We start from the raw sequence: 26,652 nt of genomic DNA on the forward strand, positions 1-26,652 counted from the left end.
GAGCCGCCGGCGACCCGCGCCAGCAGCCCGGTCGAGGAGAGCAGCACCCGGCACGGCGCGTCCTCGACCTCCAGCGGCACCGCGGCGGTGAGCGGCGCGTCGGCGGCCTCCAGCAGCGTGGTGCGCCGCGGCGTGGCGAAATCCTTTGCCACCTTCGCCAACTCGTCCGAGACGGTCCTGCGCAGCAGCGCGTCCGACTCCAGGATCTCGGTCAGCTCGGCGATCTCCCGGGCCAGCTTCTCCTTCTCGGTCTCCAGCTCCAGCCGGTCGAAGCGGGTGAGCCGGCGCAGCGGGGTGTCCAGAATGTAGTTCGCCTGAACCTCCGTCAGCTCGAACTGCGCCATCAGCCGCTCGCGCGCGTTCGCGGCGTTCTCCGAGGTGCGGATCGTCTGGATCACCGCGTCGATGTTGAGCAGCGCGATCAGCAGGCCGTCCACCAGGTGCATCCGGTCGGCCCGCTTCGTGCGCCGGAACTCGCTGCGCCGCCGCACCACCTCGAAGCGGTGGTCGAGGTAGACCTCAAGCATCTCCTTCAGGCCCAGCGTCAGCGGCTGCCCGTCCACCAGCGCCACGTTGTTGATGCCGAAGGACTCTTCCAGCGGAGTCAGCTTGTAGAGCTGTTCGAGGATCGCCTCCGGGTTGAAGCCGTTCTTCACCTCGATGACCAGCCGCAGCCCGTTGGCGCGGTCGGTCAGGTCCTTCAGGTCGGAGATGCCGAGCAGCTTCTTGCTCTGCACCAGCTCCTTGACCTTCGCGATCACCCGCTCCGGGCCGACGTTGAACGGCAGCTCGGTCACCACCAGGCTCTTGCGCCGGTTCGGCAGCGTCTCGACGTGCGCGGTGGCCCTTATCCGGAACACCCCGCGCCCGTTCTCGTAGGCGTCGCGCACGCCGTCGAGCCCGACGATCCGGCCGCCGGTCGGCAGGTCCGGACCCGGCACGATCCGGATCAGTTCCTCAAGCGTGGCGTCAGGCTTCCTGATCAGGTGCCGCGCGGCGGCCACCACCTCGCCGAGGTTGTGCGGCGGCATGTTCGTGGCCATGCCGACCGCGATTCCCGCCGCCCCGTTGACCAACAGGTTCGGGAACGCGGCGGGAAGGACGTCCGGCTCGGTCTCCTGCCCGTCGTAGTTCGGGCCGAAGTCGACGGTGTCCTCGTCGATGTCCTGGGTCATCAGCATCGACGCGGCCGTGAGCCGGGCTTCGGTGTAACGCATCGCGGCCGGCGGATCGTCGTTGCCCAGCGAACCGAAGTTGCCGTGCCCGTCCACCAGCGGCAGCCGCATCGAGAACGGCTGCGCCATCCGCACGAGCGTGTCGTAGATCGGCCCGTCGCCGTGCGGGTGCAGACGCCCCATCACCTCGCCGACCACGCGCGCCGACTTCACGAAGCCGCGCTCGGGCCGCAGCCCCATCTCGCCCATCTGGTAGAGCACCCGCCGGTGCACCGGCTTGAGCCCGTCGCGGGCGTCGGGCAGCGCGCGCGAGTAGATGACCGAGTAGGAGTACTCCAGATAGGAGTTGGACATCTCCTCGGTCACGTCGATCTCGACGATCCGCTCCTCGAACGGCTCGTCAGTCTCTTGGGGTGCGCTGCGGCGGGCCATGCTGCGCTGCTCCTGTGCTGGTAGGGATGCTGCTAGCGACCTATTGTGCCCCGTCGTGCCGACAGCCTCGAACAGCGGCCAAGCGGGGCGCGTATCCGGCCGTGTCCGGGTTTCTCCGGGTGGCTCCGGTGAATACGCGGAGAAGTTCTGCGAGCCGTCTGGACGGGAGCTGGCGGGGCGGCGGGTAGCGGGGGCGCCTTCACTTCGGGGCATGGCCAAGATACGTGCAAGAGGTGTCACTCGACGGCCTGACCCGGTGACACGCAGACGCTGTCAGCAGACCACGCTGGGTCCCGAACAGCCGACCCAACAGCGGGGCCTAGGGCCGGCGGGCGCCGGCTTCTGTCCCCAGCCAGGTGGTCTTCCGGTATTCGATCGCATGGTGTCGGCGGGCACACGTACCGTGGCTGCATCCGGCTACCCCTCTGACCCCTTTAGGAGAGATCTGATGTTCCGGCTGCCCGGCGATGCCTACGTCTACGCGATGGAGGACAAACTCACCGTCGCGCTAACCCCTGATTTCGACGGCGCGAGAATCACCGTCAACGTGTCCGTGTGGACCACCTACACCAGTGGCGACACGGAACAGCGGATGATCGATTTCACCGCAAGGCTCACCGCGACCAAGGACCGGAACGCCCAACTTTGGGACCTGCCGACGCTCACGACGCTCCAGTCGGCCGGGCTTTACGCCACCAACACATCCCCAACCACAGTGAAGCTCGTTGGGCACATCAGCTCGGCTGCGCTGCGCGAACTCGAGGAGCTTCGCGATGGCGGTGATTTCCACCTCGGGCTGACTCATCTCAAGGGCATGCTGCTCGACAAGCAGCCGGCGCTTCGCCTGCACCAGGCAGAGGCCAGCGCGATGACAATCCGGGTGCGCGGCGGCGGCGAGTGGGCCGAGCAGGTGCAGGAGGTCACCAACGCGTCGTACATCGACCTCATGATCCCGATCATCGACGACCCGGAACTGGCGACGGCTGCCGCGCGGCTGAACCAGGCTCGGGACCTGATCCGGGCTGGACACTTCAACGTCGCCGTCCAACTGCGGCAGGTCCTCGACCCGGTGCGCGAGTACTACGACACGCTGAACGCGTACAAGGAGGCGACGGCGGCCGGGGTGAAGCCGAAGGACCGGACCGAGGTGCAGCGGTTCGCGATGGTCGTGCAGTCCACATACGCGTGGCTTTCGTCATACATCCACGACGACGAGGAGGTCATCAAGGGCCTTGACATGGACCGCGCGGAGGCCGTCCAGGCGCTCGGGAACGTCGCCGGACTCCTGTACCGGATGGGCCGCGACAAGCGGACCGCCGGAACTGTGTAGCGGCTAACGCGTAGCTGGCTGTCCCGGGTCGATCCAAAGCTCGGCGGGCATCTCTATGCGTCTACGCAAAGGTGGATGCTATTCTCTCCTATGCGTCTACACATAGGCGTATCTTGGTCGAGAGGAGGCGGTCGTGGACGACGTCGACGACAGCTCGGAGGCTCGCTACGGCGAGCAGATGATGCACAACCTCGCCGAAGAGGTGAAACGTGCCTTGGCGGTGCCGGACCCGCTCACCAAGGCGCAGATTCTGGCCGAACTGGTCCAGCCGTACGCGGCGTGGGCCACGCGATGGGCGGTGCGTGACGCGCGGGCCGGGGGCCTGTCCTGGCCCTCGATCGCGCTGGCACTCGGCATGGACCAGTCTGTCCTCTACCGGCAGTACGAGGCTGGCGGCCCGATCGTGACCGCGCGCGCCCACCACGCCAAGCAGGGCAGCCGCAACATCGGACGGATCGACGGGCAGATCCGCCTGCGCCAGGCCGCGGCGAAGCTCCCCCCGCAGTTCGTATTCGCCGGGCCGAGCCCCTCCAACACTGACGAGCTTGGGGCTCTGCCCACCTTCGCTCTCGCCGAGCCGGTACGCGCGATGGCCCACGCGATGGCAGCCCACCAGTTAGGCACCGGCGAGGCCGAGCCGCTGCTGAGCTCCGTTGAAGCGGTGCTCGCCGAAGCCGACCGCCTGGCTGCGGCGCACGGATACCCGGATGCGGCGGCGTCCTCTCCATGGGAGAAGGCGATCTGGGAGTTCCTCGGCGAACTGCGTGAGGCTTACGACCGGGACAACGCCCTGATCCGGCTGGTCGCCGCCGCACAACAGGACGCCGCATAAAGAAAGCCTCCCGCCCGCCGCCGCTGTGATGGTCGGCCTTCTGTGCCGCGGGTGGTTGGCCGCCGCGGCACAGCAGGAGTGGCCTAGTCGGGTTGCACTTGGGCGCTACTCGTTTGGTAGCGCGTCCTCGATGCGTCGTTTCATGTCGTCTTCATCGCCGGTGATGCAGTTGACATAGATGGCCAGGAGAATCGGCACGCTGTTTCCAGCCCAGGCCGCGACTCGCGCGGGGGCTACGCCGCTGTTGAGCCAGGTCGTCAGGCAGGTATGACGCAGGTCATAGACGCGCTTGCCGAGGGGCGATGCGTACTCGGCGGGCGTCAGGACCTTCTGGCGTGCTTTGGCCCACGCGCGGCGGTAGACCTCGCCGGACATCTCGCCTCCGTGAGCCCCGGGGAACAGCCGTTCGTCCGGTTTGAGCGCGGGCCGGGGGGCCGTGTTCGAACCGGGGTTTTTGATGTAGTCCCGAAGGATCGCGACCAGAATTGGGTGCGCAGGAACCGGGCGGATGTCGCCCTCGTCGCGGGCTTTGAGATGGCGTGATTCGTACGGGGTGCCGTTTCCGGTCCATTGGGAGCCGACCTCGGGGCGCGCCGTGTGGAGCAGGATCTCGCCCCAGCCTTCCTCCGGGAGGGCCAGGTCCCGCACTCTCAGCGCGGTGGCTTCTTCGGGCCGAAGGCCGGCGTAGTAGAGCGTGGCGAGCAGCGCGTGAAGGCGTCTGCCGCCCCACCGGTTGGCTTTGACGTGCGCTAGCAGCGCTTTGGCCTGAGCAGGATTGATCAGGCATCGCTTGTCGATCGCGCGTGCGGACTTGCCAGTTGCTGATTGCAGGCCCTCGAACGGGTTGGCTTCGAACGCTCCGCTTTCCACGCCGTACAGTCCGACGTTGTAGAGGATTGATCGTCTGCGGCGCACGGTGGACGGCGCGGCTGGCTTGCCGTCGAGTCTGGATGTGATCGCGTCTAACACGAGTCGGGTGACCTGAGGATCTGTCAGGGCATCGACGGTGCGGCAGTTCAGCTTGACCCAACGGGGTATCGCGTTCACCTCGCGTGGCGCGGTCGGTCTCCGATCGGAGTTGAAAGCCCACGCTCGCAGGGCCGTGCGTACGTCCACGGGGTTGAATCCGGACGGTCCTTTGCGCAGCAAGGCGATGGTGGCGGTCATGAGCGCTTCGGCCCGGTTCTTGCGGCTGTGCGCGGAGCTGCGTTTCCACTTCACATCGGCATAGGCGGCGGCCAGGTCGTACCAGAGCATTGTGGAAGTCTTCTTCAGCATGGACACCGGAAGGCCGGTGTCGGTGTCGAACGGCTCACCCTTGCCCATCGCCGTCTTGAGTTGTGAGCGGAAGGCGTCCGCTAGTGCGAACGTCGCGAACGGCGGATGGTTCTTTTCCTGGCCATCTACGGTCCAGCGCACCGTGTAGGTCGTGCCGCGTTTTCCCTTGTATGGCTTGATCTTCCAAACGCGGACGTCGTAACTGGTTTTCACTAGGCGGCTTCCTCGTGGGTGTCGAGCCAGCGGGTGAATTCGCTGCGGCGGATGCGCAGAGTGCCGTTGGGCAGTTTGATGCAGCGGGGGGCGCGCCCTTTGGCGCGCCAGTCGTGGAAGGTGGAGCGGGGCAGGGGCTTGCCGTTTTCGCCGAGTTCGGCTAGGACCGTGTCGAGGGTGAGGAGTTCATCGCGGGGCATCAGCGGTCTCCCTCTGCATGCGAAGCCCGCCAATGCGGGCACTGGCGGGCGGTATTCGTTGCGCTGTTGAGTTGTCTTCGTGCCGGGGGCGGTCTTTTCCTTTACCCGGGCTGGCGGGTTATCGGTGTTGTTGGGTTGGTGTGAGGGGTCTGGTTTTGCCGTTGTCGAGGGCTCGGCGGGCGGTGCGTTCTGCTTCGCGGTGGGTTAGGCCGCTGTTGGTTCCGGCGGTGATGAGTTGGTCGATGACTTCGGTTTCGGATAGACCGGAGTGTGCGAGGTAGCCGCCTGCTTTGTAGGCGAGGGCGGAGAGCACGGTTTTGCGTCCATCTTCGAGGCGGGCGAGGTGTTCGGCGCCGTTGTCGAGCACGGTGCGCAAATAGTTCGCCGGGCCGCCGCCCGAGGCGATGACCGGGCGGTAGTGCGGTGCGCGTTGCGGGGGTGGGGTGGGTTGGCAGGCGCGGATGATCTCGCGGGCGAGCCAGTCGGGTAGGCGGCCAGGCTTGGCGAGGTCGCCGCTGCGGTGGGTGTAGTGGCCGGCGGCGGTGCGGGTTCCGGGGGCGAGGCCGTAGGACCATCCGGCTTTGACGTCGACCTGCCAGGCCAGGGGTTTCGGGGGGACGGCTTGGTGCAGGTCGGGGGCGGGGGCTTGGTACCACAGGTGGCGTCCGCCGCTGGGGGTGTCGGCGGTGACGGGCCGATGCGCGGGGTCGGTGGGCCAGGGGTGCGGGCCGCCGCGCAGGCGGGCAAGCAGTGTGAGGGTGTCGCGTCCGTCGCGGTAGTCCTGCTCTCGCCATCCTGCGGCGGCGGGTTCGGTGCGCAGGTCGATGCCGGGCAGCAGCGCGGTTCCGGGGTGCTGGGGTGGGGTGTCGGTGTGGGTGTCGATGTCGATGAGGATCAGGCCGGAGGGTCCGGCGGCCAGCGCCACGGCGGCGCGGGGCGCGGCGGTCCACCACCGCGTGATGCGTTGCGGGTCGGTCGTGGCGGCGCGCACGCCGTGACACCACGCCCCGGCGGCCAGGCACGGGCAGGTGTCGATGCGGTGGCCGGGCCTGCCGGAGGCAGGTCGGCAGTGCGGGCAGTTGCTGAGCGGTCTTTTGCTGTGCGGGGAGAGCGGGAAGACGTGGCGGCCCAGGGCCGCCAGGTGCAGCGCGAGGTCGAGCGGTTCGGACACGGGTGATCTCCGGCGAGGGGTCCGCGCGAAGCGCGGGGGATGCCTCACTCCCGCACAGGGTGGACGTGAGGTTGAGGCATCCCCCCGCGCTTCGCGCGGGACGGTCGGGGGTTTGGGGGCCTGCGCGGCGACGCTCACGTTGCGTGACGGTGGCGTGGTTCTCGCGCGTATAGGGCCGGGGGTCAGAAAAAACCCGTAGAAACCGAAAACCCGACAACTGGCCTTTGACCTGGGGCGTTGCCGTCGGGTTTCTCGGCGGGGGCTTGGGGAGAAACCCGACCGACGGGAGAAACCCGACTGTGGTCATCGGGTTTTCGGGTTTTTCTTGATCGCGTCGGAGAGAAACCCGACGGCGCTGACGGGTTATCGTCGCAGGTGGAGGTCGTGTCGTCGGGTTTTCGGGTTTCTCGGGTTTTTCTGGGGGCCGGTTCTGCTGCGGCGCAGCGGCGGTCGCGTGCGGTGACGGTGTGTGGCGGTCACGGGTGCGTGCTCCAGCGGGCTTCCCGTGCGGCTGCCTGGGCTTCCAGGGCGCCGATGGAGCCGGGGGGCCATCCGTTGGTGGGCAGTTCCTCCTGCTCGCCCCACCGGGCGGTGTCGGCTTCGTCCTGCTCGCCGCCGCGCTGGTTCGCCGAAGCCGTGTGGCTGGTGGCGTGTTCCACGTGCCAGGTGCGCCGGTCGCCGGCGCGTCCGCCGCGGTCGGTGCGCAGCACGAAGTCGCCGTGCCAGCGGCCGGTTTGTCCGCGCAGCATCCAGCCGAGGGATTTGGCGTTGGGCACGCGTCCGTTGCGGCCAGTGATGAACGCCCCCTGCCAGATGTCCTCATCTGTCATCACGATCTGGGCGCTGGCGAGCAGTTCGTTGGCCAGGATCGGGGTGTCCTTGCGCAGCTGCCACCAGCGGGCCAGGAACGCGGTCCATTCCTCGTCGCTCTCGTCCACCGCGCGCACCTGGTCGATGTTGGTCAGGAACCCTTCGATGCCGTGGTGGGCCAGGAACCCGCCCACGGCGCGCGCCCAGGGGGTGAACTGGCGCATGGTGACCGAGTCGGCCGCCGGTGCCCCATTGGCGCACCAGTCGACCACGAGAGTGAGCACGTGGCGCAGCAGGGTGCGCCGGTTGGCCTGAGCCATGATCCACGCGGGCAGGTCGGGGATGGTGAAGCCGCTGCGCTCCTCCGGGTGCGGCATGTCCGGGTCCAATCGGACCAGCATGGTGCGCGAGGCCATGTCCCCGCCCACCGCGAGATTGTTGCCGGTGGCCAGCCACAGCCGGTCATTGGGGTAGGCGACGTTCGCCGAGGAACCCAGGCGCCGATCCGACCAGGTGTGCTCGGTGATCAGCCGGGCGAGGATCGGGGAGTCGATGACGGCGCCCTCGGCGAGGTTGTCGAAGACCACCGCGCCGACCGGCTCGGCCATCACCGCGGTGATGGACTTGCGCAGTTCCTCGTCCGCGTCCGGCCAGGACAGCACCCGCTGACCGTACAACAAGCCGATCGCGGCGGTGAGGATGGTTTTGCCGGAGCCAGGCATGGTCGCGGTGATGATTCCGAACGGGGTCAGGCAGCGCAGGAACGGGCGCAACGCGGGGGAGACCATGAGCGCGAGGTAGTTGGCGCGGTCGGCTTTGGAGGTCCAGGGGAAGTCGACCAGGAACCGCTCGACCAGGAACGCGCGGGCCTCCTCCACCTGCTCGGCGGTGGGTTTGGCGGGGATGGGGTCCAGTTGCACGGTCGGGGCCAGGTACAGCCCGGTGGCCGGGTCGTAGCCGGGTTCTTGCAGCAGGGTGCCGTCGCGGCGCAGCACCGGGGCGCCGATGATCCCGTGCAACGGGCGCACCCCCGGCCACTCCCGGGGGGCCAGCGCGGCGGAGAGCACCTCGCGCGGCGGGGTGAACTCCTCGATCGCGCCCTTGGGGGCGTGGCGGTAGGTGTAGGTGTGCTGCGCCAGCAGGTGCGCCAGGGTCGGCGCGGTCATGGTGGTGGCGGCCACCGGCAACGGCGCGTCCTCGTCCCCGGCGTCCGCGCCGGCGGTGCCCGAGACCCGCTCCACCGCCGTGATCTGCCCGCTGGTGACGTACACCTGCGGCAGCACGTTGCCGAGTAGCAGTTCGCGCAGGGTGCGGATCGCCTTAGGGCCGATGGTGGCGTCGATCCGCGGCAGGTCCGCGTGCTGCTTCTCTTGCTGGTCCTTGAGGCCCTGCGCGCTCGGGCCGCCTGGTCCGTCGGTCATCTGCCACCTGCCTTTCGTGATCGAAGCGGTCGGCCGCTCACGGGGCCGCTCGGCGGTTGTCGCTGACGGCCGCCCGGTGCGCGGCGGCCGTCAGCGAAGTGCGAGGGAAAGCAGAGGGTTTAGAAGGGCGGTTCGTCGCCGCTGTAGCTGCCGCCCCAGCCGTTGTTGGCGGGTGCGCCGACGGTGGCCCAGGCGTCGTTCCCGCCCTGGCCGTTGGAGGCGCTATTGCTGCGGGTGGTCTTGGTGACCTTGGCGGTGGCGTAGCGCAGGGCGGGGCCGATCTCTTCGATGTCGAGTTCGACCACGGTGCGCTTGACGCCTTCGCGGTCGTCGTAGGAGCGCTGCTTCAGGCGCCCGGTGGCGATCACGCGGGTGCCCTTGGTCAGGGTCTCGGCGACGTTCTCGGCGTACTGGCGCCAGATCGAGGCGCGCAGGAACAGCGCGTCGCCGTCCTTCCACTCGTTGGTGTTCTTGTCGAAGGTGCGCGGGGTGGAGGCGATGGTGAAGTTGGCGACTGCGGCGCCGGAGGGGGTGAAGCGCAGTTCGGGGTCGTCGGTCAGGTTGCCGACGATGGTGATGACGGTCTCGCCGTAGGACACGACGGGTCACCGGTCCTTTCCGGGTTCGGGTACCGAGGGGAGGTAGCGCCGGGGTGGCGCGTTTAGCGGGTGGGTGCGGGGCGGGTGCGCTTCCAGCGGTGTGGGGCGTTGTGCGGCGCGCTGGGGCTGGTGGTGTTCTGGTGCCAGCCGCCGCCGTGGCGCTTGGCGTGGTACATCGCGGCGTCGGCGGCGCCCAGGGCGTGGGGCAGGGGCGTGCCGGGCGGGGCGGGGTGTGCCCCGATCGAGGCGCCCACGTCGAGGTGCTGGCCGCGGTGCGTGACCGGTGCGGTCAGCGCCGCGTGCAGTGCGGCCAGTTCCGCGTCGGGGTCGGCGGGGTGGGGCAGGATGGCGGCGAACTCGTCCCCGCCGAGGCGGGCGGCGATCCCGTCGCGCCGGCTCCATGCGGCCAGCCGCTCGGCGACGGTGCGCAGCGCGGTGTCTCCTGCGGCGTGTCCGTGGGTGTCGTTGAGCGGCTTGAACCGGTCCAGGTCGATCAGCACGACCAGCGCGGGCCGGTGGCGCAGCAACCGGGTCGCTTGGTCGGTGAACTGGTCGCGGGTGGGCAGTCCGGTGAGCGGGTCGCGCCGCGCCTGCTTGAGCCGGTGGCGCAGTGCGGCGGCGTGCACGCTCCAGCCGAGAGCGGGCAGGGCGGCCATCGCGGTGAGGGCAGGGGTCATGGGGGCACCTCCAGCGGCGCGGCGGTCGAGTAGGGGTCAGAGTCCTGGGATGGCCAGTTGGCGGGCGGCGGGTTCGGTCTTGGCGAGCACGCGCGAGCGCCAGGCCAGGGCGTGCTGCGGGCAGTTGGCCTCGTTTTTCGCGCCGGTGCCGTGGGCGCAGCCGCGCAGGAACCGTCCGCCTTTGCTCCAGGCCATGGAGTCTGCGGAGACCAGGTCGGCGGCGAAGTTGCCCAGGCCGCGGGTGGACACGCCGAACCCGTGCAGGCGGATGCTGAGGTTGGCGAAGTGCGCGGCGAGCAGCGCAATGGCGGCGGTGGTCTGGCGGCGGCAGACCGAGCCGAGCCCGACTACCGGTTGACGCGCCAGGTCGATGCCCTCGCGTTGGTAGCGCTCGTGGCAGGCGTCGTAATCGGCCAGCGACCAGCCCTGAAGCACCGGGATGAACGGCAGGTCCGGGGCCAGTTCCTTGAGATGGAGGAACGAGCCGACTTTACCGACTGCGCACGCGTCCGGATCGGGTGCGAGCTGGCTTGATGTGTGGCGCAGCGTGTTCGGTTTGGCGCTCCCCGCCTCGTTTCGGTCGCGGCGAGCGTCGACCAGTTCACGGCGTCTCACTGCGGCAGCACGCTGTTACACGCCATGATGTTTGGTATGAGGATGGGGGGCCGTGGTACGCGTGCCCATGTCGGTCTGATCTACTTAACGTTGTCGATCTGTGGCATTGGCGGCGCGCTGTTCTTGTCGCGCTACTTCAACTTGGGTGCGGCAGCGACCGCGATCACGTTGTTGCCGTCAGTACCTGGTCTGTATCTCGCGTGGGCCACGTTTCGCGCGGCCCAGGTCGAAGCGGATGGCGCGCAGGATTTGATCACCTTCGCGGACGCTCTAGCACGTGCCGTCGGCGCTCAGTGGCGGGATGAAGCCCGCTTACGTCGCCTGAATGATCCTTATGCACTCGCCGTTTCATGGAATCCTGCCCCGGACGACTTGGTAGAGGCATGGCCGCTGCTGGTATCCGTCGCTCAAGAGTGGCCGGAAGGGTCGCAGACTGATCCAGCCGAGTGGGCTCAGGAGTCAGCTAACCTGGCTGGCAGTTGGTCGCAGATCCTTGATGTCTTGACCAAGAGCGTGCCGACTCGGCGTCTCGTAGTGCTCGGCAAGCCGGGCGCAGGCAAGACTATGTTGGTCGTCCAGTTGGCCCAGGGACTCATTGCTCGACGCGCGAAGAGCGTCGAGCTTCCGGTGCCGGTCATCTTCTCCCTGGCCTCGTGGAATCCATTCGATCAAGGTCTGTTCGACTGGATGACAGCTTGCCTGGTTCGCGACTACCAGGGTCTTGATCAAATGGTGTCCGTGTCAGGGCGCCGTGGGTTCGTCGGCCGCGCTCTACTTGATCAGGGCATGATCCTGCCGATCCTTGATGGGCTCGACGAGTTGCCCACAGACTCACGGCCTGTCGCGCTCGACGCCATCAACGGAGCCTTAGTGCCTGGACAAGGCATTGTCATTTCGAGTCGCACTGCCGAGTATCGTAAGGCCACAACAACCAGTGGGGGCGTTACTGTGAAGCTCGCCGGGGCTGCTGGCATCGAGCTGCAGCCTCTTGGCGCCCAGGCCGTCGCCACATACCTGCATCGAGATGGAGGCGATGGTGCAGCCGCGGCCAAGCGCTGGGAGTTGGTAGCTCGTCAGTTAGGTACTGCCACGCCCGTTGGTCGGGCGCTGCGCACGCCGCTCATGCTTTTCTTGGCCCGTACCATCTACAATCCGCGCCCGGGCACGTACATCGGTGGCGCACTCCCCGATCCAGCCGATCTCTGCGACCCCGAACGATTTCCAGATCAAGCCGCAGTCGAGCGGCATCTTCTCAGCCAGTTCATACCAGCCGCATATCGGCCCACCGCTCCAGGGGCCGCATTGCCGTTTGCGGCAGACCAGGCGTTGCAGACTCTGGCCCTGCTCGCCCGCCATCTAGAGCATGATTTGCAAGGGACACCTGACCTCGCCTGGTGGCGACTATCTCTATTCCTTCCTCGGAATCCGACAGCTTTGCTGGCATGGGTAGTCGTGGCAACAGCAATCGGCACTTCCATTGGTGCGGTCGGCGCCTTGCCTGCCGGTATCGCATACGCTCTGGCAAGTCGAATATCTCAGGGTTCGTGGATGTACCTGCCCGCAGGTGCGGTTGCGGGGATAATTGGTCTCACAGCCGCGGGCCTTGTTTTCGGTATGAGCTCAGGCCTCTCGCTGTACTTGCAAAGCTTTTTCTCGCGTAGGTCCCGATTCGTGCCTTGGGAAACTAGGCCTTCGAGTAAGATTCGCTGGTCTCCAGCGGCTACGCGGTTTCCAGCGGGAGTCGCGCTCGGAATTCTTAGCGGTGTAGTGAGTTTCGCCGCGTTCGGTGATGGGATCGGGCTTGTCATTGGCGCTCCGATCGGCATCTCGATCGTCATCCTCTCGGGTTTGCGACCCGCCCTCGCCGACGTGACCAGGGCTGCGGACCCGGCAAGCCTTCTAGTCCGTGACAGGCGATCCTTTCTGCAAATTATCCTCGCAGGCGTTGCTGCGGGCGCGGTATCAACCGCCGTATTGTTTGCAGTCTGGGCCAGGATGTCGAGGCTTACAGATGGCGCCCTCGACGGGGCGATCGGTGGAAGCCTAGTAGGGCTATCGCTCAGTATCACCTACATTCAGTTGGACGCCATCTACTATTCCTCATGGCTACCTTTCACGGCAACGAGGTGGTATTTAGCGATTCAATGTGAGTTTCCTCGAAATTTGATGGGATTTCTTTTGGATGCCCACGAACGTCGAGGCGTGCTGCGGCAGGTGGGGGGCGTTTACCAGTTCCGGCATTTGGATCTCCAGCGATACCTGGCCGAAGCGCCGACTGCGTCAGATCCGTCTCCGAGCATCCGATGATTCAGCCGTGCTGTAGCCGAGAGTCGAGGAGCTGGGCTTGCAGGTCGGCAATCTGGCGGTCGGCGAAGCGATTGGTGGCGCGGGAGGCTTCTAGACGTTCTTGGAGCGTGCGGTATTCTCGAGTGAGCTGGTGGACACGTTGCTTGAGCGTGGTGTTCTCGGTTAAGAGCCGCTGGACGGATTCCCCTGGGACCATCTGGTCGAGGTCTCTGAGCTGGCCCATCAACTCGCCAATGTGGTGGCGTTGCGCGAGCACCTCTCGCTGGGCGTGGGTGAGGGCTTCCTCGGCGTTGAGGGCTCGCTCTCGCCAACTGGCTTCGATCTTGTCGTGTTCGCTGTCCGCTGCGAGGGCGCGGCGGTCGGAGGCGGCGACGGCCGCGGCTTGGACAAGCGCGCGGGCCGCAGGGTTCTCGTAGAGGAACGTGGGAGATACGCCGGCCCGGCGGGCGATGGCGCGCACGGTGGTGCGCGATCCCTCCCGGCGAAGCTGGCCGATGGCTTTTTCGACCAGGTCGAGTTTCGCCTTGCTCTGGCCGCGCCTCGCGGCGATGGCTGCTGCGGTCGATCCGGTGTCGGCGCTCATGCGTCGCCATCCGGCGTGCCCAGCTCGTTGTGGCGGGCGAGGTCCTGAGCTCGGAAGGCCGTGCTCCACACCCGGCCGAAGTAGTCCTGCGGGCGGCGCAGGTCCAGGCTGAGCGCCTGCTCCAGGAGCCCGACGGCAGCCAGCGCCTTTTCGAGGCCGTCGATGGCACGCGCGGTCGGCTCGAAGGCATCGTGCAGGAAGTCGGCGGTGGCGGTGTCGGGGGCGCGTTCCGCAAGGGTGTGCCATTGCTCGCGTTTACGGTGCCAGTAGACCAGGTCTGCACCGGACATCACGAACTTGTCGCAGTTGTGGTAGTCCAGGTTCCACGGGCAGGCCGCGCCGTTGACCACGGGCTGGTAGGTGCAAAAGCCGCCGTCGGCGGGAGTGCTACGGCGCGCCAGGTCCAGGGCGATGGCCTCGGCCTGCTGCCGGGTCATCGGTTCTCCGTCGGACAGGCTCTTGCCGGGCTGGGGTGAGCCGGGGCCAGTGACCCACACCGCGGTCAGCGCGTCTTCGATAAGCGGGTCGATGTTGGCCAGGTGGATGTAGTGCTCGGACATGCGCTCGGAGACGTGTCCGAGGTAGCGCTTGATATGCGCGAGCCCGGCGCCGTGGCGAAGGAGATTGGTGGCCAGGGTGTGGCGGGCCTGGTGGGGGACGCAGTGCTCGTCGATGTCCAGCTGGTCGACCCAGTCCTGGAACTGCGCCTGGAACCAGCTGTAGCTGACGCCCTTGAGTCCTCGGCGATTGCCGATACGTCGGGGAAACAGGGCCAGGGCTTGGCGTTCGTCCGGGTTGGGCAGTCGGCCGTGCTGGTAGGCGAAACGGTCGCAGGTGGTGTTCTGGCGTGCTCGCAGGCGCTGGTAGAGCCAGTCGGGGATCCGGATCGCGTCGTCGTAGTTGCCGACCTTGGTCTGGTCGTGCCAGAACATCGGCAGTCCGTTGTAGGTGCCCAGGCATTCGAGGCGAAGCTCCAGGACCTCGCTTGTGCGTCGGCCGGTGAGGACCAGCGCCTCCCAGATGTCGCGCAGCCCGCGGTTGTCGGTATCAAGCTGTTCGAGCGTGGCCAGGTTGGACTGATCGGCCAGGGCGCGGGCTACCTGGTCGGGGAACGGCCGTCGCCGCCCGCCGCGTACACCGCCCGGGGGCAGCGCCACGATGAACGCCCGGCCCAGCCCGATCCGCTCTGAATGGCCGTTTTCCATGCCGAAGCGCAGGACTCGGCGGGCCCCGTCGAAGACGGTGCCGACCTTAAATGCGGTGGTCTTCGTCGGCAGGCTGCCGGGTCGGTTGAATCCGCGGCTGTAGATCCCCAGCGACGGCAACCCGTGTTTAGCGCGATGACGCTGGTCGGCGACGAAGGCCGTCATATGCGCCGCGGGCCGACTCTGAGCGAGCCACCAGGTCTAGGTCATCGGTTCGATTCCGATAGGGGGCTCGCTTCTGACCAGGGCGGGAACCTCGCGCGAGGTTCCCGCCCTTGGTTTTTGCCGATTACTTTGAACGCGCAGTTGACCATGGTTTGGTGAGGAAGAACTACAGCCGGTGCACCGTCGGCAGTTGCGCCCGACTACCGGCTTCGCCCTGGCCAGAGCCGTCAGCGTCTACCGGGCCGCATGCTGCTCCAGCGGCCGCGGCGCGGCAGGAACCGGCAACCGTCGCGTCATGGCACACCCCGCTGAAGTTGCGATCTACGAGGGCATACAACGGACCCTGCCTCCATTCGGCAAACTGGCGCTAATGTAACTGGCGCACGGTTTATCGGAGTTCGATGTTGTAGGGGACTGGCGTGGCTGAGGGGTGGGCGGAGCTGGGCGAGGCGATCGCGGCGATCAGAGCCGGGATCGAGCAGGCGCAGGTTGAGGGTGCTTCGAGCGGAGTGAAGTTCGAGGTGGGGCCCGTGGAGTTGGAGCTGAGTGCGGCGGTGCACAAGGATGCCGAGGGCTCGGTGAAGGTGATGCTGCTGCCGTGGTCGGCTTCGGCCAAGGGCGGGGTGTCGGCGGAATACACCCAGCGGATCAAGTTGACGTTGCAGCCGTTCGATGCCGATCGGGCCGGTGGGGGTGGGAAGCCGCGCAGGATGAGGATCTCCGACGTCGATGACGAGTAGCGGACCGCTGGTGCGACCTGCCGAGGTAAACCCAGTTCTGGGGCGGTTGGTGCAGGTGCGGTGTCCGGGCCGCTCGCGTGGGACCGGGTTCCTGATCGCCGACGATCTGGTGCTGACCGCGGCACACGTGGTGGCCGACGCCGCCGAGCCGGGGGTGGGTGTGGAGGTCCGGCTGTTCGATCCGGCCAAGCCATTAGAGATGCCGTGGGTGTCGGCTCAGGTGGTGCCAGCCGGAACGAACGCCGAAGAGCTGGACGTGGCACTGTTGCGAGTCGCCCCCGGAGGGCTGTCGGCCCCGGGGGTCCCGATCCCGGCCTGGGGCCGGATCGAGGGAACCGGGCCGGTGCCGGTGTTCGCGGTTTGCTTCCCGAAGGCGATGAAGGACGACGCCGGCCTGGACAGCCATGTGGTCCGCGGAGTCGTGGAGCCGTTGCAGGGCGCGACGAGGTTTGTCATCGGTGAGGCGACGCTGATGATCGCGGGATCGATCGTGCCGGACCGCGGGTCGTTCGATGATTCGCCATGGAGCGGAGGTTCGGGAGCCGCAGTGTTCGCGGCGAACACTGGGCAACTGGTCGGGGTTCTCACCGAGGACTTCAAGATCGCCACGGACGCCAGCGTACTGAGATTCACGCTGGTGGCGAAGGTGGACGGGCTGGCAGAGCGGGCCGGAGTCCCGCAGGTCGCACCGGTCGGCCCCCGCAGGAGAATCCAGTGGCCGGTCCTCGTCGGCGACCCGCCGCCGGAAGCCGACTCCTTCCAACGGCGGCCGGAGCTGACCGAGCTGTACCAGGCGTTCTTCGACGCTAAGGGCGTCGTCGTGACAGAACCGGCCCAGGCGCCCGTCCCTGCCCGGATACTCAGCGGTCTCGGTGGCGTGGGTAAGACTCAGCTGGCTGCCAAGTACGCGTGGTCCGAGTGGGACGCGAAACATCTCCACCTCCTGGTGTGGGTGAACGCGAGCAGCCGCGCAAACATCGTTTCCGCGTACGCGGCCGCCGCCGAGGTCCTCGGGCTGGTCAGCGAAAAGACACGGGATATCGAGGGTGCCGCCCAGCGCTTTCGGTCGTGGCTCGCCACTGATGCGGACCGGGAATGGCTGATCGTCCTCGACGATGTCAAGCATCCAGGCGACCTCGCGCATCTGAAGCCCCGGCTGACCCTGCGGGGTCAAGGTCGCTGCATCATCACGACGCGCGAACGGGATCCGTCGTACGTCGCAAAAGGTTGGGAACAGTTGGAGATCAACATCTACACTGCTAGGCAGGCTGCCAGCTACATTCACGCCCGGCTGAAGGATTATCCAGCCGCCCTCGACGACGTCGACGGCCTCGCGGAGGATCTCGGTTTCCTTCCGCTGGCCCTAGCGCAGGCGACTGGCCTCATCGCCCACATCGCCGCCGCCGGCGGCCGAATTGAAGGCCCCGGTACCTGCAAGGCATATCGCGACCTGCTGCGCGACCGGAAGCAGACACTCAAGAAGATCATGCCATACGAGCACATCGATGAGTATGGAGTGACCCTCGCGGCCACCTGGTCCATTTCCATCGAGCACGCGAACGAGCAACCCCCGCCCGGGGTGGCTGCGCGAGTCATGAAACTGCTCAGTTTGCTGGACCCCAACGGCATTCCCGTCACTATCCTTGATACCGAAGCAATCCGCGCGTACCTGGAAGTCGGTTCACGTCAGGAGATCGAGGCCGGCGTGCGCGCACTACGCAGCCTCAGCCTGATTGATTGCGGCGAGGGCAGCGACACGATCCGTGTCCACGTACTTGTCCAACGCGCCGTGCGCGAGACCGCCCAGACCGAGCCGGATCAAGCAGCACGCCTGCTCGCCGACAGCCTCGACTCGCTCCTACAGAAGCAGCAGGACGACAGAGACCTGATGCAAGTACTGCGGAGCAACGCCCAAAAGCTGTCAGAGCAGAGCATGGAGGCGCTGCTGTCACCGCAACGTCTCCACCACGTACTGATCCAGCTGGGCGACAGCTACGGCCAAGCTGGCCTAGTCCACGAGGCCGAACGCTACTTCGCCGCGCTGCGCGAACAGGCCAGCCAGACACTGGGCCCTGATGCCCGTGAGACGCTCAAAATCCGCGAGCGCGGCGCCTACTGGTTGGGGTTCATCGGAAACGTCGAGGCCGCGCACCAGGAGTTCGAGGTCCTGGCCGCCGACTGGGCCAGGATCTTCAGGCCTGAGGACCCGGACACCTTCCTCGCCCGGCACAACGTCGCCCGCTTCCGAGGCCGAAATGGCGATCCCTCGGGCGCCGTCGCCGAACTCGAACTCCTCGTCGCCGACCAAACCCGGGCCCTGGACCCGCTCGACCCGCAGGCGCTGGAGAGCCGCGGCATCCTCGGCTACTGGCGCACCATGGCCGGCGACCACGACAGAGCAGTGGCCGAAATCGAGGAACTGCGCGCGAACGTCGTCGACGGGCTCGGCCCCGACCACCCGTTGACCCTCACGATTCGCAACGACCTGGCGATCGCGCGCTTCGAATCGGGAGACCGCGCCGGGGCCATCGCCGATCTCGAGTCCGTGGTTGAGGATCGCGCACGAATGCTCGGCCCTGAGAACGTCGCCGTTCTCTCGTCGAAGGCGAGGCTTGCCTACTGGAAGGCGCTGTCCAGCGATCACGACGGCAGTGCGGCCGAGGTTGCCGCCACGGTCGACGAGCACCTGCGCCTGCTCGGAGACGAGCATCCAAACACCCTGCGAGCTCAGTCGTTCCTCATCGAGGCGCGCGCTGAGGAAGGTGACACCGAAACGGCGGTCCGCGACATGTCCGAGCTAGTGACGCGCCTCGAAGACATCCTCGGGCCGACGCACATCCTCACCACGCACTGCCGGGAGTGGTGGGACACTAGGACGACGGGGGTCGCGAACGATACGTGACGACACCGGCTCGCGAGACCAACTCCCTATCGTGTGGTGGTCACAGATTCGGTCGGGGGTGGCGGAGCGCAGGATGGTTCGTCGCCATGCAAATGGGACAGGTGCGGGCACGGCGGCCGACGCGTTCATGACGCCTGATTTCGAAGTACCACGGTCGGCCGGCACATAGTCATCATGGCTCTGAGACGTGGTTAGACGAGTAGCAAATCGACCACACACCACGACTCGGCATGTACGAAGAAACGACGAATCGAGCCGGCGGTCACTGTCCAACCGTGCACAACCGAGGTAGAACTGGAAGGAAGATGTCACAGGAGGGCGCCTTCCTTCCGGTGTGGGGGTTAGGTGAAGCAGCGTCCGGAGTCGCACAGGGCGTCTTCGCCGTGCGGGTCGAGGGCGTCGAAGACGGTGAGCTGTCCGGCGGGGATGGCGCGGGCTAGGGGCCTGCCGAAGCGGGTTAGGAACACCGGGTCCTTGCCGAGCGCGGCGCGCCGCTCGTTGAGCAGCGTTTCGAGCTGGCAGGAGCGCTCGAAGAGTTCGGGTTCGCTGCGGCGCATCTCCGCCCAGGTGGTGGGGCGGTGGTAGGGGCAGAACCAGCACGCTGACTTGGGGGGGACAGGCAGGCCGGCCGCAGTGATGACGCGGTGGCAGTCGGCGCGGCGCAGTCCGAGGTCGAGCAGCGGGTAGTGGATGCGTTCGTACGGCTCTTGGCGGCGGGTGTTGGCTCGCTCGATCTCGTCCAGGCTGATGCCGACCCCGACGGTGGCGGGGTTCTCGGCGCTGGCGCCGTGCTGTTTGAGCCATTTGCCGACCACGCGGATTTTGAAGTCGGCGGTACAACTGCGGGTGCCGGGCGCGCCGTTGCTCATCCGCACCGGGATCGGCAGTGAGCGCGAACCCTCCTTGGTCAACCTGCCGTAGAGCGTTTCAGGGCTGCCGTCGCGGCGGGTGCGGTGCAGCTCGATCAGTTCCAGGCCGTGCGCGGTCGCGTAGGGCTTGGCGTGCTGTTCCAGGTAGGTCAGGGTGCCGGGGTGTTCGCTGTCGTCGCCGACGTTGGCGAACAGGAACGTGCGGTACGGCAGGCGTCCGGTGGTGGCCAGCACCATGGCGGCTACCGATTGCACGCCCCCGCCGAAACTGAAGGTGAGTAGGGATTCGGGCATGACCGGGTGTCCTTCCGGTGCGGGAATGCGGCGGCCCGCCCACGCGGGGTGCGCGGGCGGGCCGGGTCGGAGCGGGATTCAGGCGAGGGCGGTGGCGATGCGTTGGCCGATCCAGTGGGCGGCGTTGACGGGGTTGGCGTTGCCGGCCTGCATGGTTTGTTCGGCGAGGTTGCCGACCACGCGGTAATTGGTGGGGAAGCGCTGGCCGGAGAGCTGTTCGCGGGGTTTGAGCATGCGCAGGCGGCAGTCTTCGAGCTCGATCTCGGGGTGGACGAGGGCGCCGCTGTCGCGGGTGGCCAGGGTGTGTAGGGGCTGGTTTGTGGTGGTGGGGTGGTTGCCGCGGTGGTAGGGGATGATCAGGGCGTGGTGGTTGCCGCCGCCGGTGATGGTGCCCACCGGGTGGGCCACCGGTTGTGCGCCGCCGTGGCGGCGCAGGGTGGCGATGAACGCGGGCGGGGTGACGATCGCCTCGGATTCGCGCGTCAGGCGCGGGCGCATCGGGCCAGTAGTCGAGTACGCGGTGTCGTAGCGGGAGCCGCCGCAGGGCACCAGCAGCGGGTGGGTGGCGATGCCCTCGCCGATTTTCACGGTGCGGGTCGGCAGCGGCGCGGACGCCAGCGGCAGCGGACGTCTGTCGGCGTCTTGGTGGTTGACGGTGATCAGCGCGGGTTCGCGCAGCAAACGCAGCCCGTCCAGGATCTTCGCTTGGGTGGCCTTGGCGAGGGGGCGGCGCCGGTCGCCGATGCGCGCGCCCAGGTCCGACCAGTCGATGATGCTGGCGGCGGGCAGCACGTACGGTTCGACGGTGGCGTGTCCGCGCGGGCAGGTGTACGTGTACTGCTGGCGGTACTTGCCGACCGGCTGTCCCAGCACGCGCGGCGCGCTGGGCTTCCAGGTCTGCACGGCGTGCACGTCGGTCTCGCACAGTGGGCACCAGGCGGGTGGGGTCAGCTCCAGGTCGGGCATGGGGATGTCGTTGCGGATGAAGTTGATCCAGATCCGTTTGCGCCACTGCGCGGCGGGGTCGTTGCCGACTCCGGCGAGGTGGGCGGCGTCGGCGGACAGGATGCGCATGCGGTAGCCGAGGCGGATCATGCCCTGGCACCACCAGTCGAACAGCTCCCAGCGCCAGACCACGTCGGGCACGTTCTCCACGATGACCGCCTTATAGCGGTGGACCTCGGTGGCGCGGATGACGTCGTGGAAGGTGGCGCGGGTGCGCTCGAAACCGGCCTGGGGGACGTGTCCGAGTTCTTCGATGGGCAGCTGCCCGTCGGCGCGCTTGGAGCGGCGGCCGGAACCGGCGCCGGCGGGGCTGTTCTCGGTGCAGATCGGGGAGGCGCACAGCACGTCGGTGCCCGGCAGGCGGCGCATGTCGTAGTTGTTGACGTCGGCGCACATGTGCTCGGCGCGGGGGTGGTTCAGGGCGTGGGTCTCGATGGCGCGCTGCCAGTGGTTGGCGGCCAGGACGAGTTCGAAACCGGCTTCGACCATGCCGGTCGAGGTGCCGCCCGCGCCGCAGAAAATGTCGGTGAAGGTCAGGGACAAGCGGGTGTCCTTCCCGTATTGGTGGAACAGGATGGCGCGCCCCGGTGCGTGTTGACGGGGCCGGGTCGCGGGTCGCGGGCGGCCCGGTCAGTGCGGGATGGCGTGGCTGAGGGTGGTGACGAAGTCGCGGATGGCGGGGGCGGCGCCGGTGCTGGCGGTGAAGAAACCCGCGAGGAACGCAACCAGCGCCCAGCCGAGGGACTGGCCCGCGAAGCGGATCGCGATCAGGGTGAGGATGATGAACAGGGCGGCGGCGGAGAGGCTGAAGACCACGGGCGGATCACTTTCGGGGTGCTGGAGCGGTGGGGTCGCGCGGCGGGCCGGGGTCGGGGATGCGGACCGCAGCCGCAGCCGGCTGGCGCCGCGTGGGTGGCGGTCGCCGGAGTCGTCGAGGATGTCGAAGACGTCGGCGAGCCGGGCGACGGCGGCGGTGTCCTCGGGCAGGGCGTGCAGCCGCAGGCGGATCACGTGGCCACCTCGATCTCGGCGTGCAGGGCTATGAGCGTTGCGGGTTCGGGGGTCCACAATCGTTGACGGCCGGTGCACGGGATGGGGTGCGGCAGGGCGCGGATGTCGGCCAGGACCCAGTGCCACACGTCGGGCTCCGCCTCGCCCCAGGGAGCGCAGCATCCGTTGGCGGGGTGGCAGTTGGTCAGTTCGGCGAGCGCGACGATGGCGCCGCGCGCACGGGCGCCGGGCGCTGCGTTCGCGTAGGCGGTGCGGATCAGCGGGTGCTGGACGTTGAGCGGGGCGGTGGTGTCGAGGGCGGTTTCGTCCAAAGTGCGCCCAGCGTGGATGGCCAGGGGTCCGCGATAGCGGGTGGGCCATAACCGGTTCTCGACGTTCTTGCGTCCGGTGGCGATGGCGGCGTTCTCTCGGGGTCTGGGCCCTGTTGTGTGCTGTTGCACGAGGGGTTGGGATGACCGCTGGCGTGTCAGTTCTCTTGGGGTGTAGCTGTGTGGCTCTTCGTTGGATCGAGCGAGGAGCAGAGATTGAAGAGCGCATTCCCGGTAGTGACACCGTCTGGTGAGCGGTACTGGACGGTGCTTGACGACGAGACGATGGAGGTGGTGCCGGCGGCCGACCGGTTCCTGCGCAACGCACGCTTCGGCCGCGATCGGGCCGAGTCGACGACAGAGGCTTACGCTCGCAGCGTCGCGTTGTACCTGCGCTGGTGTGAGCGCACCGGCCGCGACTGGACCGTCGCTGCGACGGACTTCGGCATGTTTATGGTCTGGCTGAAGTTCACTCCGGCCGGAGCGGGCAGCGGTCCGGTGGTGCGCGGCCCGGGCAGCCGACCTGTACGTGCGGAACGCCGGATCAACGCGGTCTTGGCCGCCGTGCGCGGCTTCCTGCGCTTCGCCATCACCGCGAAGGAGGTCCCCGGCTGGGTGCTCGCCGTGCTCTACGAACTGGCCGATAGCCGCGACCTGCCCGCCGAAGCCCGCGGCGAGGACACCGGCCTTGAGTACCGGATGCGCGCGCAGCACCGGCTGAGCGAACCGGACAGGCCCGTCGACCGGGCCACCGACACCGAGACCGTCGCGCTGATCCGCGCCTGCCGCTCCGCTCGCGACCGGTTGCTCGTCCTGCTGATGGCCCGGGCGGGACTTCGCCGCAGCGAGGCGGTCGGGCTGCGCCGCAGCGATATGCACCTGCTGGTCGACAACAGCAGCCTCGGGTGCCGAGTCGAAGGCGCGCACGTGCACGTCCACCGGCGCGAGAACCCCAACGGCGCCTGGGCCAAGTCGCGGCGTACCCGCGCGGTCCCGCTGGACTTCCTGGTGGTGCAGGCGCTCGACCAGTACGCCGCCGAGCGGGCTGACTGCCCGCCCGCGACCCTGTGCGATTTCCTGCTGGTGAACCTGTTTCGCGACCCGGTCGGCGCTCCGATGCGGCCCGACGCCGTCAACGAGCTCATCGACGCGCTGTGCGAGCGGGCCAGGCTGGAGCGCCATCTGACGCCGCACATGTGCCGACACGCCTTCGCCAGCAACATCGCCGACCACGGCGGTGAGCTCGACGAGGTCCAGACACTGCTTGGCCATGCTTCTCCGTCCTCCTCTGCGCCCTACCTGCATCCGAGTACCGATCGATTGCGTGCGGCCGTCGAACGCGTCCCGAGCCCGCGCGAACTGCTCGCGGAGGTGTCCCGGTGACCGCCTTGGCCCTCGCGCCCGCGCCGTCGGCCGTCGAACGCGACGAGGTGACCGCCGCGCTGCTGGCCGCGATCACGCCGCAGTTCACCGCGACGCTCGGCTTTGACCCGGCCGTCGGAATCGCCGTGTTCCCGCAGGACCACCCGTTGCTGGGCTGGAAGATCTGCCATGTGCCAGACTGCGGCAAGCAGCGCACCCTGGTCAGCGGCATGTGCGTGACCTGTCACTATCGCTGGAAGCGCGCGGGCCGCCCGGATCCGGCCGCGTTCATTACGCAGCCCAAGCAGTTCGAGCGCATCGTCGGAGTGCGCCGTTGCCGGGTGCTGACCTGCGAACGCCCGTGGAAGAGCAAGCGCAGCCAGCTGTGCTTGGCCCACGATGTACAGCGGCGGGACATGGGCATCGCGCTGGAAGAGTTCTGCTCCCACCCGGCCGTCAAGCCGCATCCCTCGCTGGGCCCGTGCCGGGTCGCCAACTGCACCCGGGAACGCGCCGGCCGCGGCTCCTACTGCCTGGCCCACTACGGCCACTGGCGCGATGCCCGCGCAGCCGATCCGGCGATCGACGAGGAGCGCTGGCAGGCCACCGGGGCGCCGTCGCTGGCCGAGGACAACCGGGTCAATCTGCGCGCCCTGCCGCCGCGTGTCGTCGCAGAGTTCCTTTACGGCCTGCAACAACGATGCGCGGACAACGTCAAGACCAAGCACAACACCCTGCGCCCGATGCTGGATCTGGCCCGGCGCACCGAGGTCGGCTCGCTCGGCGACCTGGACACCAGCCCGCTGAACCACACGAACCAGAAGCTGGTCAGCGAGCTGATGCGCCACGTGGGCCGGCTGTTCCTCACCCCGGAGTCGCAACGCGACCTGGATGTGTGGGACCTGGCCGCCTTCGGGTTCTCCGGGACCCTGCGGTTCATCGAGATCAGTCAGCCCTGGCTGCGGGAGGCGACCAAAGCCTGGGCGTTCGACAGCCTGCCGACCCGTCGGGGCACCTTCGTCGCCGGCGTACTCCAAGGGCGTCTGGTCGCCATCACCCGACTGTCCGAGAGCCTGCGCCTCCAGCGCCCCGACCACGGCACCGACCTGCGGGCACTGGGCCGCGACGACATCACAGCCTTCTGCAACCGGCTGGCCTACCTCGAAGGACAAGGCGAGATCAGTGCACACACCCGCTCGCGGGACTGCTACGCCGCCCGCCTGCTGCTGGGCAAGTTCCGCGCGCTCGGTCTGACCCGGCCGGGAGCACCGCTGCACGGGCTGCCCGACGACTTCACACTGACCCGCGAGGACATGCCCGACGATCCGGACGACCGCCAGGCCGGCCGCGACCTTCCCAAGGAAGTGATCCGCCAGGTCTGCGCGCACCTGGACCAGCTGTCCGGCGGCCCGATCGACATGGCGGTGCGCGCCGGGATCGAGCTGCTGATCGACACCGGCCGTCGCCCCATCGAGATCGCCTCGCTGCCCTGGGACTGTCTGAGCACCGACACCGACGGCAAGCCGGTGCTGATCTACGACAACCACAAGGCCAACCGGCTGGGCCGGCGGCTGCCGATCGCCGCAGCCACCGCCACGGTGATCACCGACCAGCAGCGGCGGGTGCGCGAACACTTCCCCGACACCCTGCTGGCGCGGCTGAAACTGCTGCCCTCCCCGGTGCGCAACCCTGATGGCGACCGTTCGATCAGCGCGGACACGATCAGCAGACGGCACCGTGCCTACGTCGACTCGCTGCCCGAACTGCTCGTGCCCACGGTCATCGAGGTCGAGGGCAAGCCCGTCACCCGGATGCTGCCTTTCGACAAGTCGCGGGCGTTCCTCTACGCCTACCGGCACACCTATGCGCAGCGCCATGCCGACGCGGGTGTACGCGTTGACGTCCTGTGCCAGCTCATGGACCACGTCGAGATGAGCACCACTCAGCAGTACTACCGCGTCGGCGAGGAACGCCGGCGCGAAGCCGTCGACCGCGTCGCCGCGATGCAGTTCGATCGGCACGGCAACCGGATCTGGCGCGACGCGAAGGCTCTGCTCGACTCGGAGCACGTACGCCGCGCCATCGGCGAAGTCGCGGTCCCCTACGGGGTGTGCACCGAGCCGAGCAACGTCGCCGCCGACGGGCAGGACTGCCCGATCCGGTTCCGCTGTGTGGGCTGCGGCCACTTCCGCACGGACATCTCCCACCTGCCCGACCTGGAGACCTACCTCGCCGACCTGCTGCGCAACCGCGAGCGGCTGGCCGCGGCCATCGATGCCGACGACTGGGCCAAACGCGAGACGATGCCGTCGGACGAAGAGATCACCCGAGTACGACGGCTGATCAGCCGCGTGAAGGCCGGCCTGGACGACCTGAGCACCGAAGAACGCGCTCAGGTCCAGGACGCGGTCGCCACCGTGCGCAGGGCGCGCAGCAGCGTCGTCGCCCTCGGCCTGCCCCGGGTCCGCCAGTCCCTGATCGACATGCGGGAGGACCGGCGGGCATGACCGAGAGCGCGATGATCCAGGGACGGCGCGACGATTCAGCACGGCGCCGCCAACGGGTGATCAAGGCGATCAACGACGCCGCACGCACTGGCGGCGAGCTCAGCGTGTCCGCCATCGCCCGCGCCGCGGGCGTCGACCGCACCTTCCTCTACCGACACCGCGACCTGCTCACCCAACTGCACACCGCCGCGGCCGAGCCCGCGGCCAACCCGGACGGGACCCATACGGTCAGCCGGGCCTCCCTTCAAGCCGACCTGGCCGCTGCGCACGAGCGGGCCAGACGGCAAGCCGACCGCATCCGACAGCTGGAGAAGAAGCTGTCCGAACTGCTCGGCGAGCAGGTCTGGCGCGAGTCCGGGCTCGGCGCGCCCGACGACGTCGACCAGCTCAAGCGGCGCATCACCGAGCTCGAACAGGCCGTTGTCGACCTGACCGGCCGCTGCGAGGAGACCGAGCAGGAACTCGACGCTGCCCGCGCCACCAACAGGGAACTGATGACGCAACTCAACGCCCCGGCCAGGAACCGCCGATGAGCCACAGCCGGACGTATCCCGCAGTGTGGACACGCCGCCTGGATTCCGCTCCATCGGGTTGATCGCGAAGTCGATCTCCTTTGCCGCGGTGTCCGGCGCCCGGCGGGT

The 26,652-nt window shown here is 67.9% G+C and carries 22 protein-coding genes; 8 read left to right on the top strand and 14 right to left on the bottom strand.

Translation table 11 applies throughout. The features are described 5' to 3' along the window. Positions 1-1,607, bottom strand: a 1,607-nt coding sequence (locus VGS97_RS05030) for a DNA topoisomerase IV subunit A (RefSeq protein ID WP_326852009.1), incomplete at its 3' end; no start/stop codon positions are given. A 448-nt stretch (positions 1,608-2,055) separates the two neighbouring features. Here VGS97_RS05030 and VGS97_RS05035 point away from each other — a divergent pair. Next, positions 2,056-2,937 carry a hypothetical protein gene (locus VGS97_RS05035; RefSeq protein WP_326852010.1) on the top strand — a complete coding sequence of 294 codons (882 nt, stop codon included), beginning with the start codon at positions 2,056-2,058 and terminating at the stop codon, positions 2,935-2,937. A 133-nt stretch (positions 2,938-3,070) separates the two neighbouring features. Then, the gene (locus VGS97_RS05040; protein ID WP_326852011.1) at positions 3,071-3,769 is read left to right on the top strand and encodes a hypothetical protein; all 699 of its coding nucleotides are present in this window, start codon (positions 3,071-3,073) and stop codon (positions 3,767-3,769) included. Between the two features lie 105 nt (positions 3,770-3,874). Here the strand turns inward: VGS97_RS05040 and VGS97_RS05045 are convergent, their stop codons facing one another. The 7 genes from VGS97_RS05045 to VGS97_RS05075 all read right to left on the bottom strand — a co-directional run bounded on the left by VGS97_RS05045 (position 3,875) and on the right by VGS97_RS05075 (position 10,753). Further along, complete coding sequence (locus tag VGS97_RS05045; RefSeq protein WP_326852012.1) at positions 3,875-5,260, bottom strand: tyrosine-type recombinase/integrase; 1,386 nt, start codon at positions 5,258-5,260, stop codon at positions 3,875-3,877. Continuing rightward, positions 5,260-5,460, bottom strand: a complete 201-nt coding sequence (locus VGS97_RS05050; protein ID WP_326852013.1) for a transcriptional regulator — start codon at positions 5,458-5,460, stop codon at positions 5,260-5,262. The genes VGS97_RS05045 and VGS97_RS05050 overlap by 1 nt, the downstream gene beginning before the upstream one ends. A gap of 118 nt (positions 5,461-5,578) precedes the next feature. Beyond that, positions 5,579-6,631 carry a bifunctional DNA primase/polymerase gene (locus VGS97_RS05055; protein ID WP_326852014.1) on the bottom strand — a complete coding sequence of 351 codons (1,053 nt, stop codon included), beginning with the start codon at positions 6,629-6,631 and terminating at the stop codon, positions 5,579-5,581. A gap of 476 nt (positions 6,632-7,107) precedes the next feature. Then, positions 7,108-8,862, bottom strand: a complete 1,755-nt coding sequence (locus tag VGS97_RS05060; RefSeq protein WP_326852016.1) for a hypothetical protein — start codon at positions 8,860-8,862, stop codon at positions 7,108-7,110. Positions 8,863-8,981: 119 nt separating this feature from the next. Continuing rightward, complete coding sequence (locus VGS97_RS05065) at positions 8,982-9,461, bottom strand: single-stranded DNA-binding protein (protein ID WP_326852017.1); 480 nt, start codon at positions 9,459-9,461, stop codon at positions 8,982-8,984. Positions 9,462-9,523: 62 nt separating this feature from the next. After that, a complete protein-coding gene (locus tag VGS97_RS05070; RefSeq protein WP_326852018.1) occupies positions 9,524-10,138 on the bottom strand; it encodes a GGDEF domain-containing protein in 615 nt (204 codons plus the stop codon). Positions 10,139-10,174: 36 nt separating this feature from the next. Continuing rightward, the gene (locus VGS97_RS05075) at positions 10,175-10,753 is read right to left on the bottom strand and encodes a DUF7221 family queuine tRNA-ribosyltransferase-like protein (protein ID WP_326852019.1); all 579 of its coding nucleotides are present in this window, start codon (positions 10,751-10,753) and stop codon (positions 10,175-10,177) included. A 36-nt stretch (positions 10,754-10,789) separates the two neighbouring features. On the opposite strand from VGS97_RS05075, the gene VGS97_RS05080 reads away from it, so the two are divergent. Then, a complete protein-coding gene (locus tag VGS97_RS05080; RefSeq protein ID WP_326852020.1) occupies positions 10,790-13,060 on the top strand; it encodes an NACHT domain-containing protein in 2,271 nt (756 codons plus the stop codon). A 1-nt stretch (position 13,061) separates the two neighbouring features. Here the strand turns inward: VGS97_RS05080 and VGS97_RS05085 are convergent, their stop codons facing one another. Together VGS97_RS05085 and VGS97_RS05090 are read right to left on the bottom strand one after the other, a co-directional pair. After that, positions 13,062-13,643 (bottom strand): DUF6262 family protein, encoded by a 582-nt coding sequence (locus tag VGS97_RS05085; protein ID WP_326852021.1) that lies wholly within the window; start codon positions 13,641-13,643, stop codon positions 13,062-13,064. Further along, positions 13,640-15,013, bottom strand: a complete 1,374-nt coding sequence (locus VGS97_RS05090; protein ID WP_326852022.1) for a tyrosine-type recombinase/integrase — start codon at positions 15,011-15,013, stop codon at positions 13,640-13,642. Before VGS97_RS05090 ends, VGS97_RS05085 begins: the two co-directional genes overlap by 4 nt. 419 nt (positions 15,014-15,432) lie before the next feature. On the opposite strand from VGS97_RS05090, the gene VGS97_RS05095 reads away from it, so the two are divergent. Together VGS97_RS05095 and VGS97_RS05100 are read left to right on the top strand one after the other, a co-directional pair. Then, complete coding sequence (locus VGS97_RS05095; RefSeq protein WP_326852023.1) at positions 15,433-15,753, top strand: trypco2 family protein; 321 nt, start codon at positions 15,433-15,435, stop codon at positions 15,751-15,753. Continuing rightward, a complete protein-coding gene (locus VGS97_RS05100; protein ID WP_326852024.1) occupies positions 15,743-18,655 on the top strand; it encodes a trypsin-like peptidase domain-containing protein in 2,913 nt (970 codons plus the stop codon). Before VGS97_RS05095 ends, VGS97_RS05100 begins: the two co-directional genes overlap by 11 nt. A gap of 341 nt (positions 18,656-18,996) precedes the next feature. Here VGS97_RS05100 and VGS97_RS05105 read toward each other — a convergent pair whose 3' ends face one another. The 4 genes from VGS97_RS05105 to VGS97_RS05120 all read right to left on the bottom strand — a co-directional run bounded on the left by VGS97_RS05105 (position 18,997) and on the right by VGS97_RS05120 (position 22,145). Continuing rightward, positions 18,997-19,818: a hypothetical protein gene (locus VGS97_RS05105; RefSeq protein ID WP_326852025.1), complete on the bottom strand. Its 822-nt coding sequence runs from the start codon at positions 19,816-19,818 to the stop codon at positions 18,997-18,999. A 78-nt stretch (positions 19,819-19,896) separates the two neighbouring features. Further along, complete coding sequence (locus VGS97_RS05110) at positions 19,897-21,366, bottom strand: DNA cytosine methyltransferase (RefSeq protein ID WP_326852026.1); 1,470 nt, start codon at positions 21,364-21,366, stop codon at positions 19,897-19,899. 87 nt (positions 21,367-21,453) lie between these two features. Next, the gene (locus tag VGS97_RS05115; RefSeq protein ID WP_326852027.1) at positions 21,454-21,834 is read right to left on the bottom strand and encodes a hypothetical protein; all 381 of its coding nucleotides are present in this window, start codon (positions 21,832-21,834) and stop codon (positions 21,454-21,456) included. Further along, positions 21,831-22,145, bottom strand: coding sequence for a hypothetical protein (locus tag VGS97_RS05120; RefSeq protein ID WP_326852028.1), 315 nt, complete (start codon positions 22,143-22,145; stop codon positions 21,831-21,833). Before VGS97_RS05120 ends, VGS97_RS05115 begins: the two co-directional genes overlap by 4 nt. Before the next feature lie 282 nt (positions 22,146-22,427). Here VGS97_RS05120 and VGS97_RS05125 point away from each other — a divergent pair, with 282 nt between their 5' ends. The 3 genes from VGS97_RS05125 to VGS97_RS05135 are packed head-to-tail and all read left to right on the top strand — an operon-like array spanning position 22,428 to position 26,544. Further along, a complete protein-coding gene (locus VGS97_RS05125) occupies positions 22,428-23,525 on the top strand; it encodes a tyrosine-type recombinase/integrase (RefSeq protein WP_349261986.1) in 1,098 nt (365 codons plus the stop codon). After that, positions 23,522-26,011 carry a site-specific integrase gene (locus VGS97_RS05130; protein WP_326852030.1) on the top strand — a complete coding sequence of 830 codons (2,490 nt, stop codon included), beginning with the start codon at positions 23,522-23,524 and terminating at the stop codon, positions 26,009-26,011. The genes VGS97_RS05125 and VGS97_RS05130 overlap by 4 nt, the downstream gene beginning before the upstream one ends. Beyond that, positions 26,008-26,544, top strand: coding sequence for a DUF6262 family protein (locus VGS97_RS05135; RefSeq protein WP_326852031.1), 537 nt, complete (start codon positions 26,008-26,010; stop codon positions 26,542-26,544). Before VGS97_RS05130 ends, VGS97_RS05135 begins: the two co-directional genes overlap by 4 nt. Positions 26,545-26,652: the final 108 nt, after the last annotated feature.

Source organism: Actinocrinis sp. (assembly GCF_035946395.1).
Lineage (GTDB): Bacteria > Actinomycetota > Actinomycetes > Streptomycetales > Catenulisporaceae > Actinocrinis.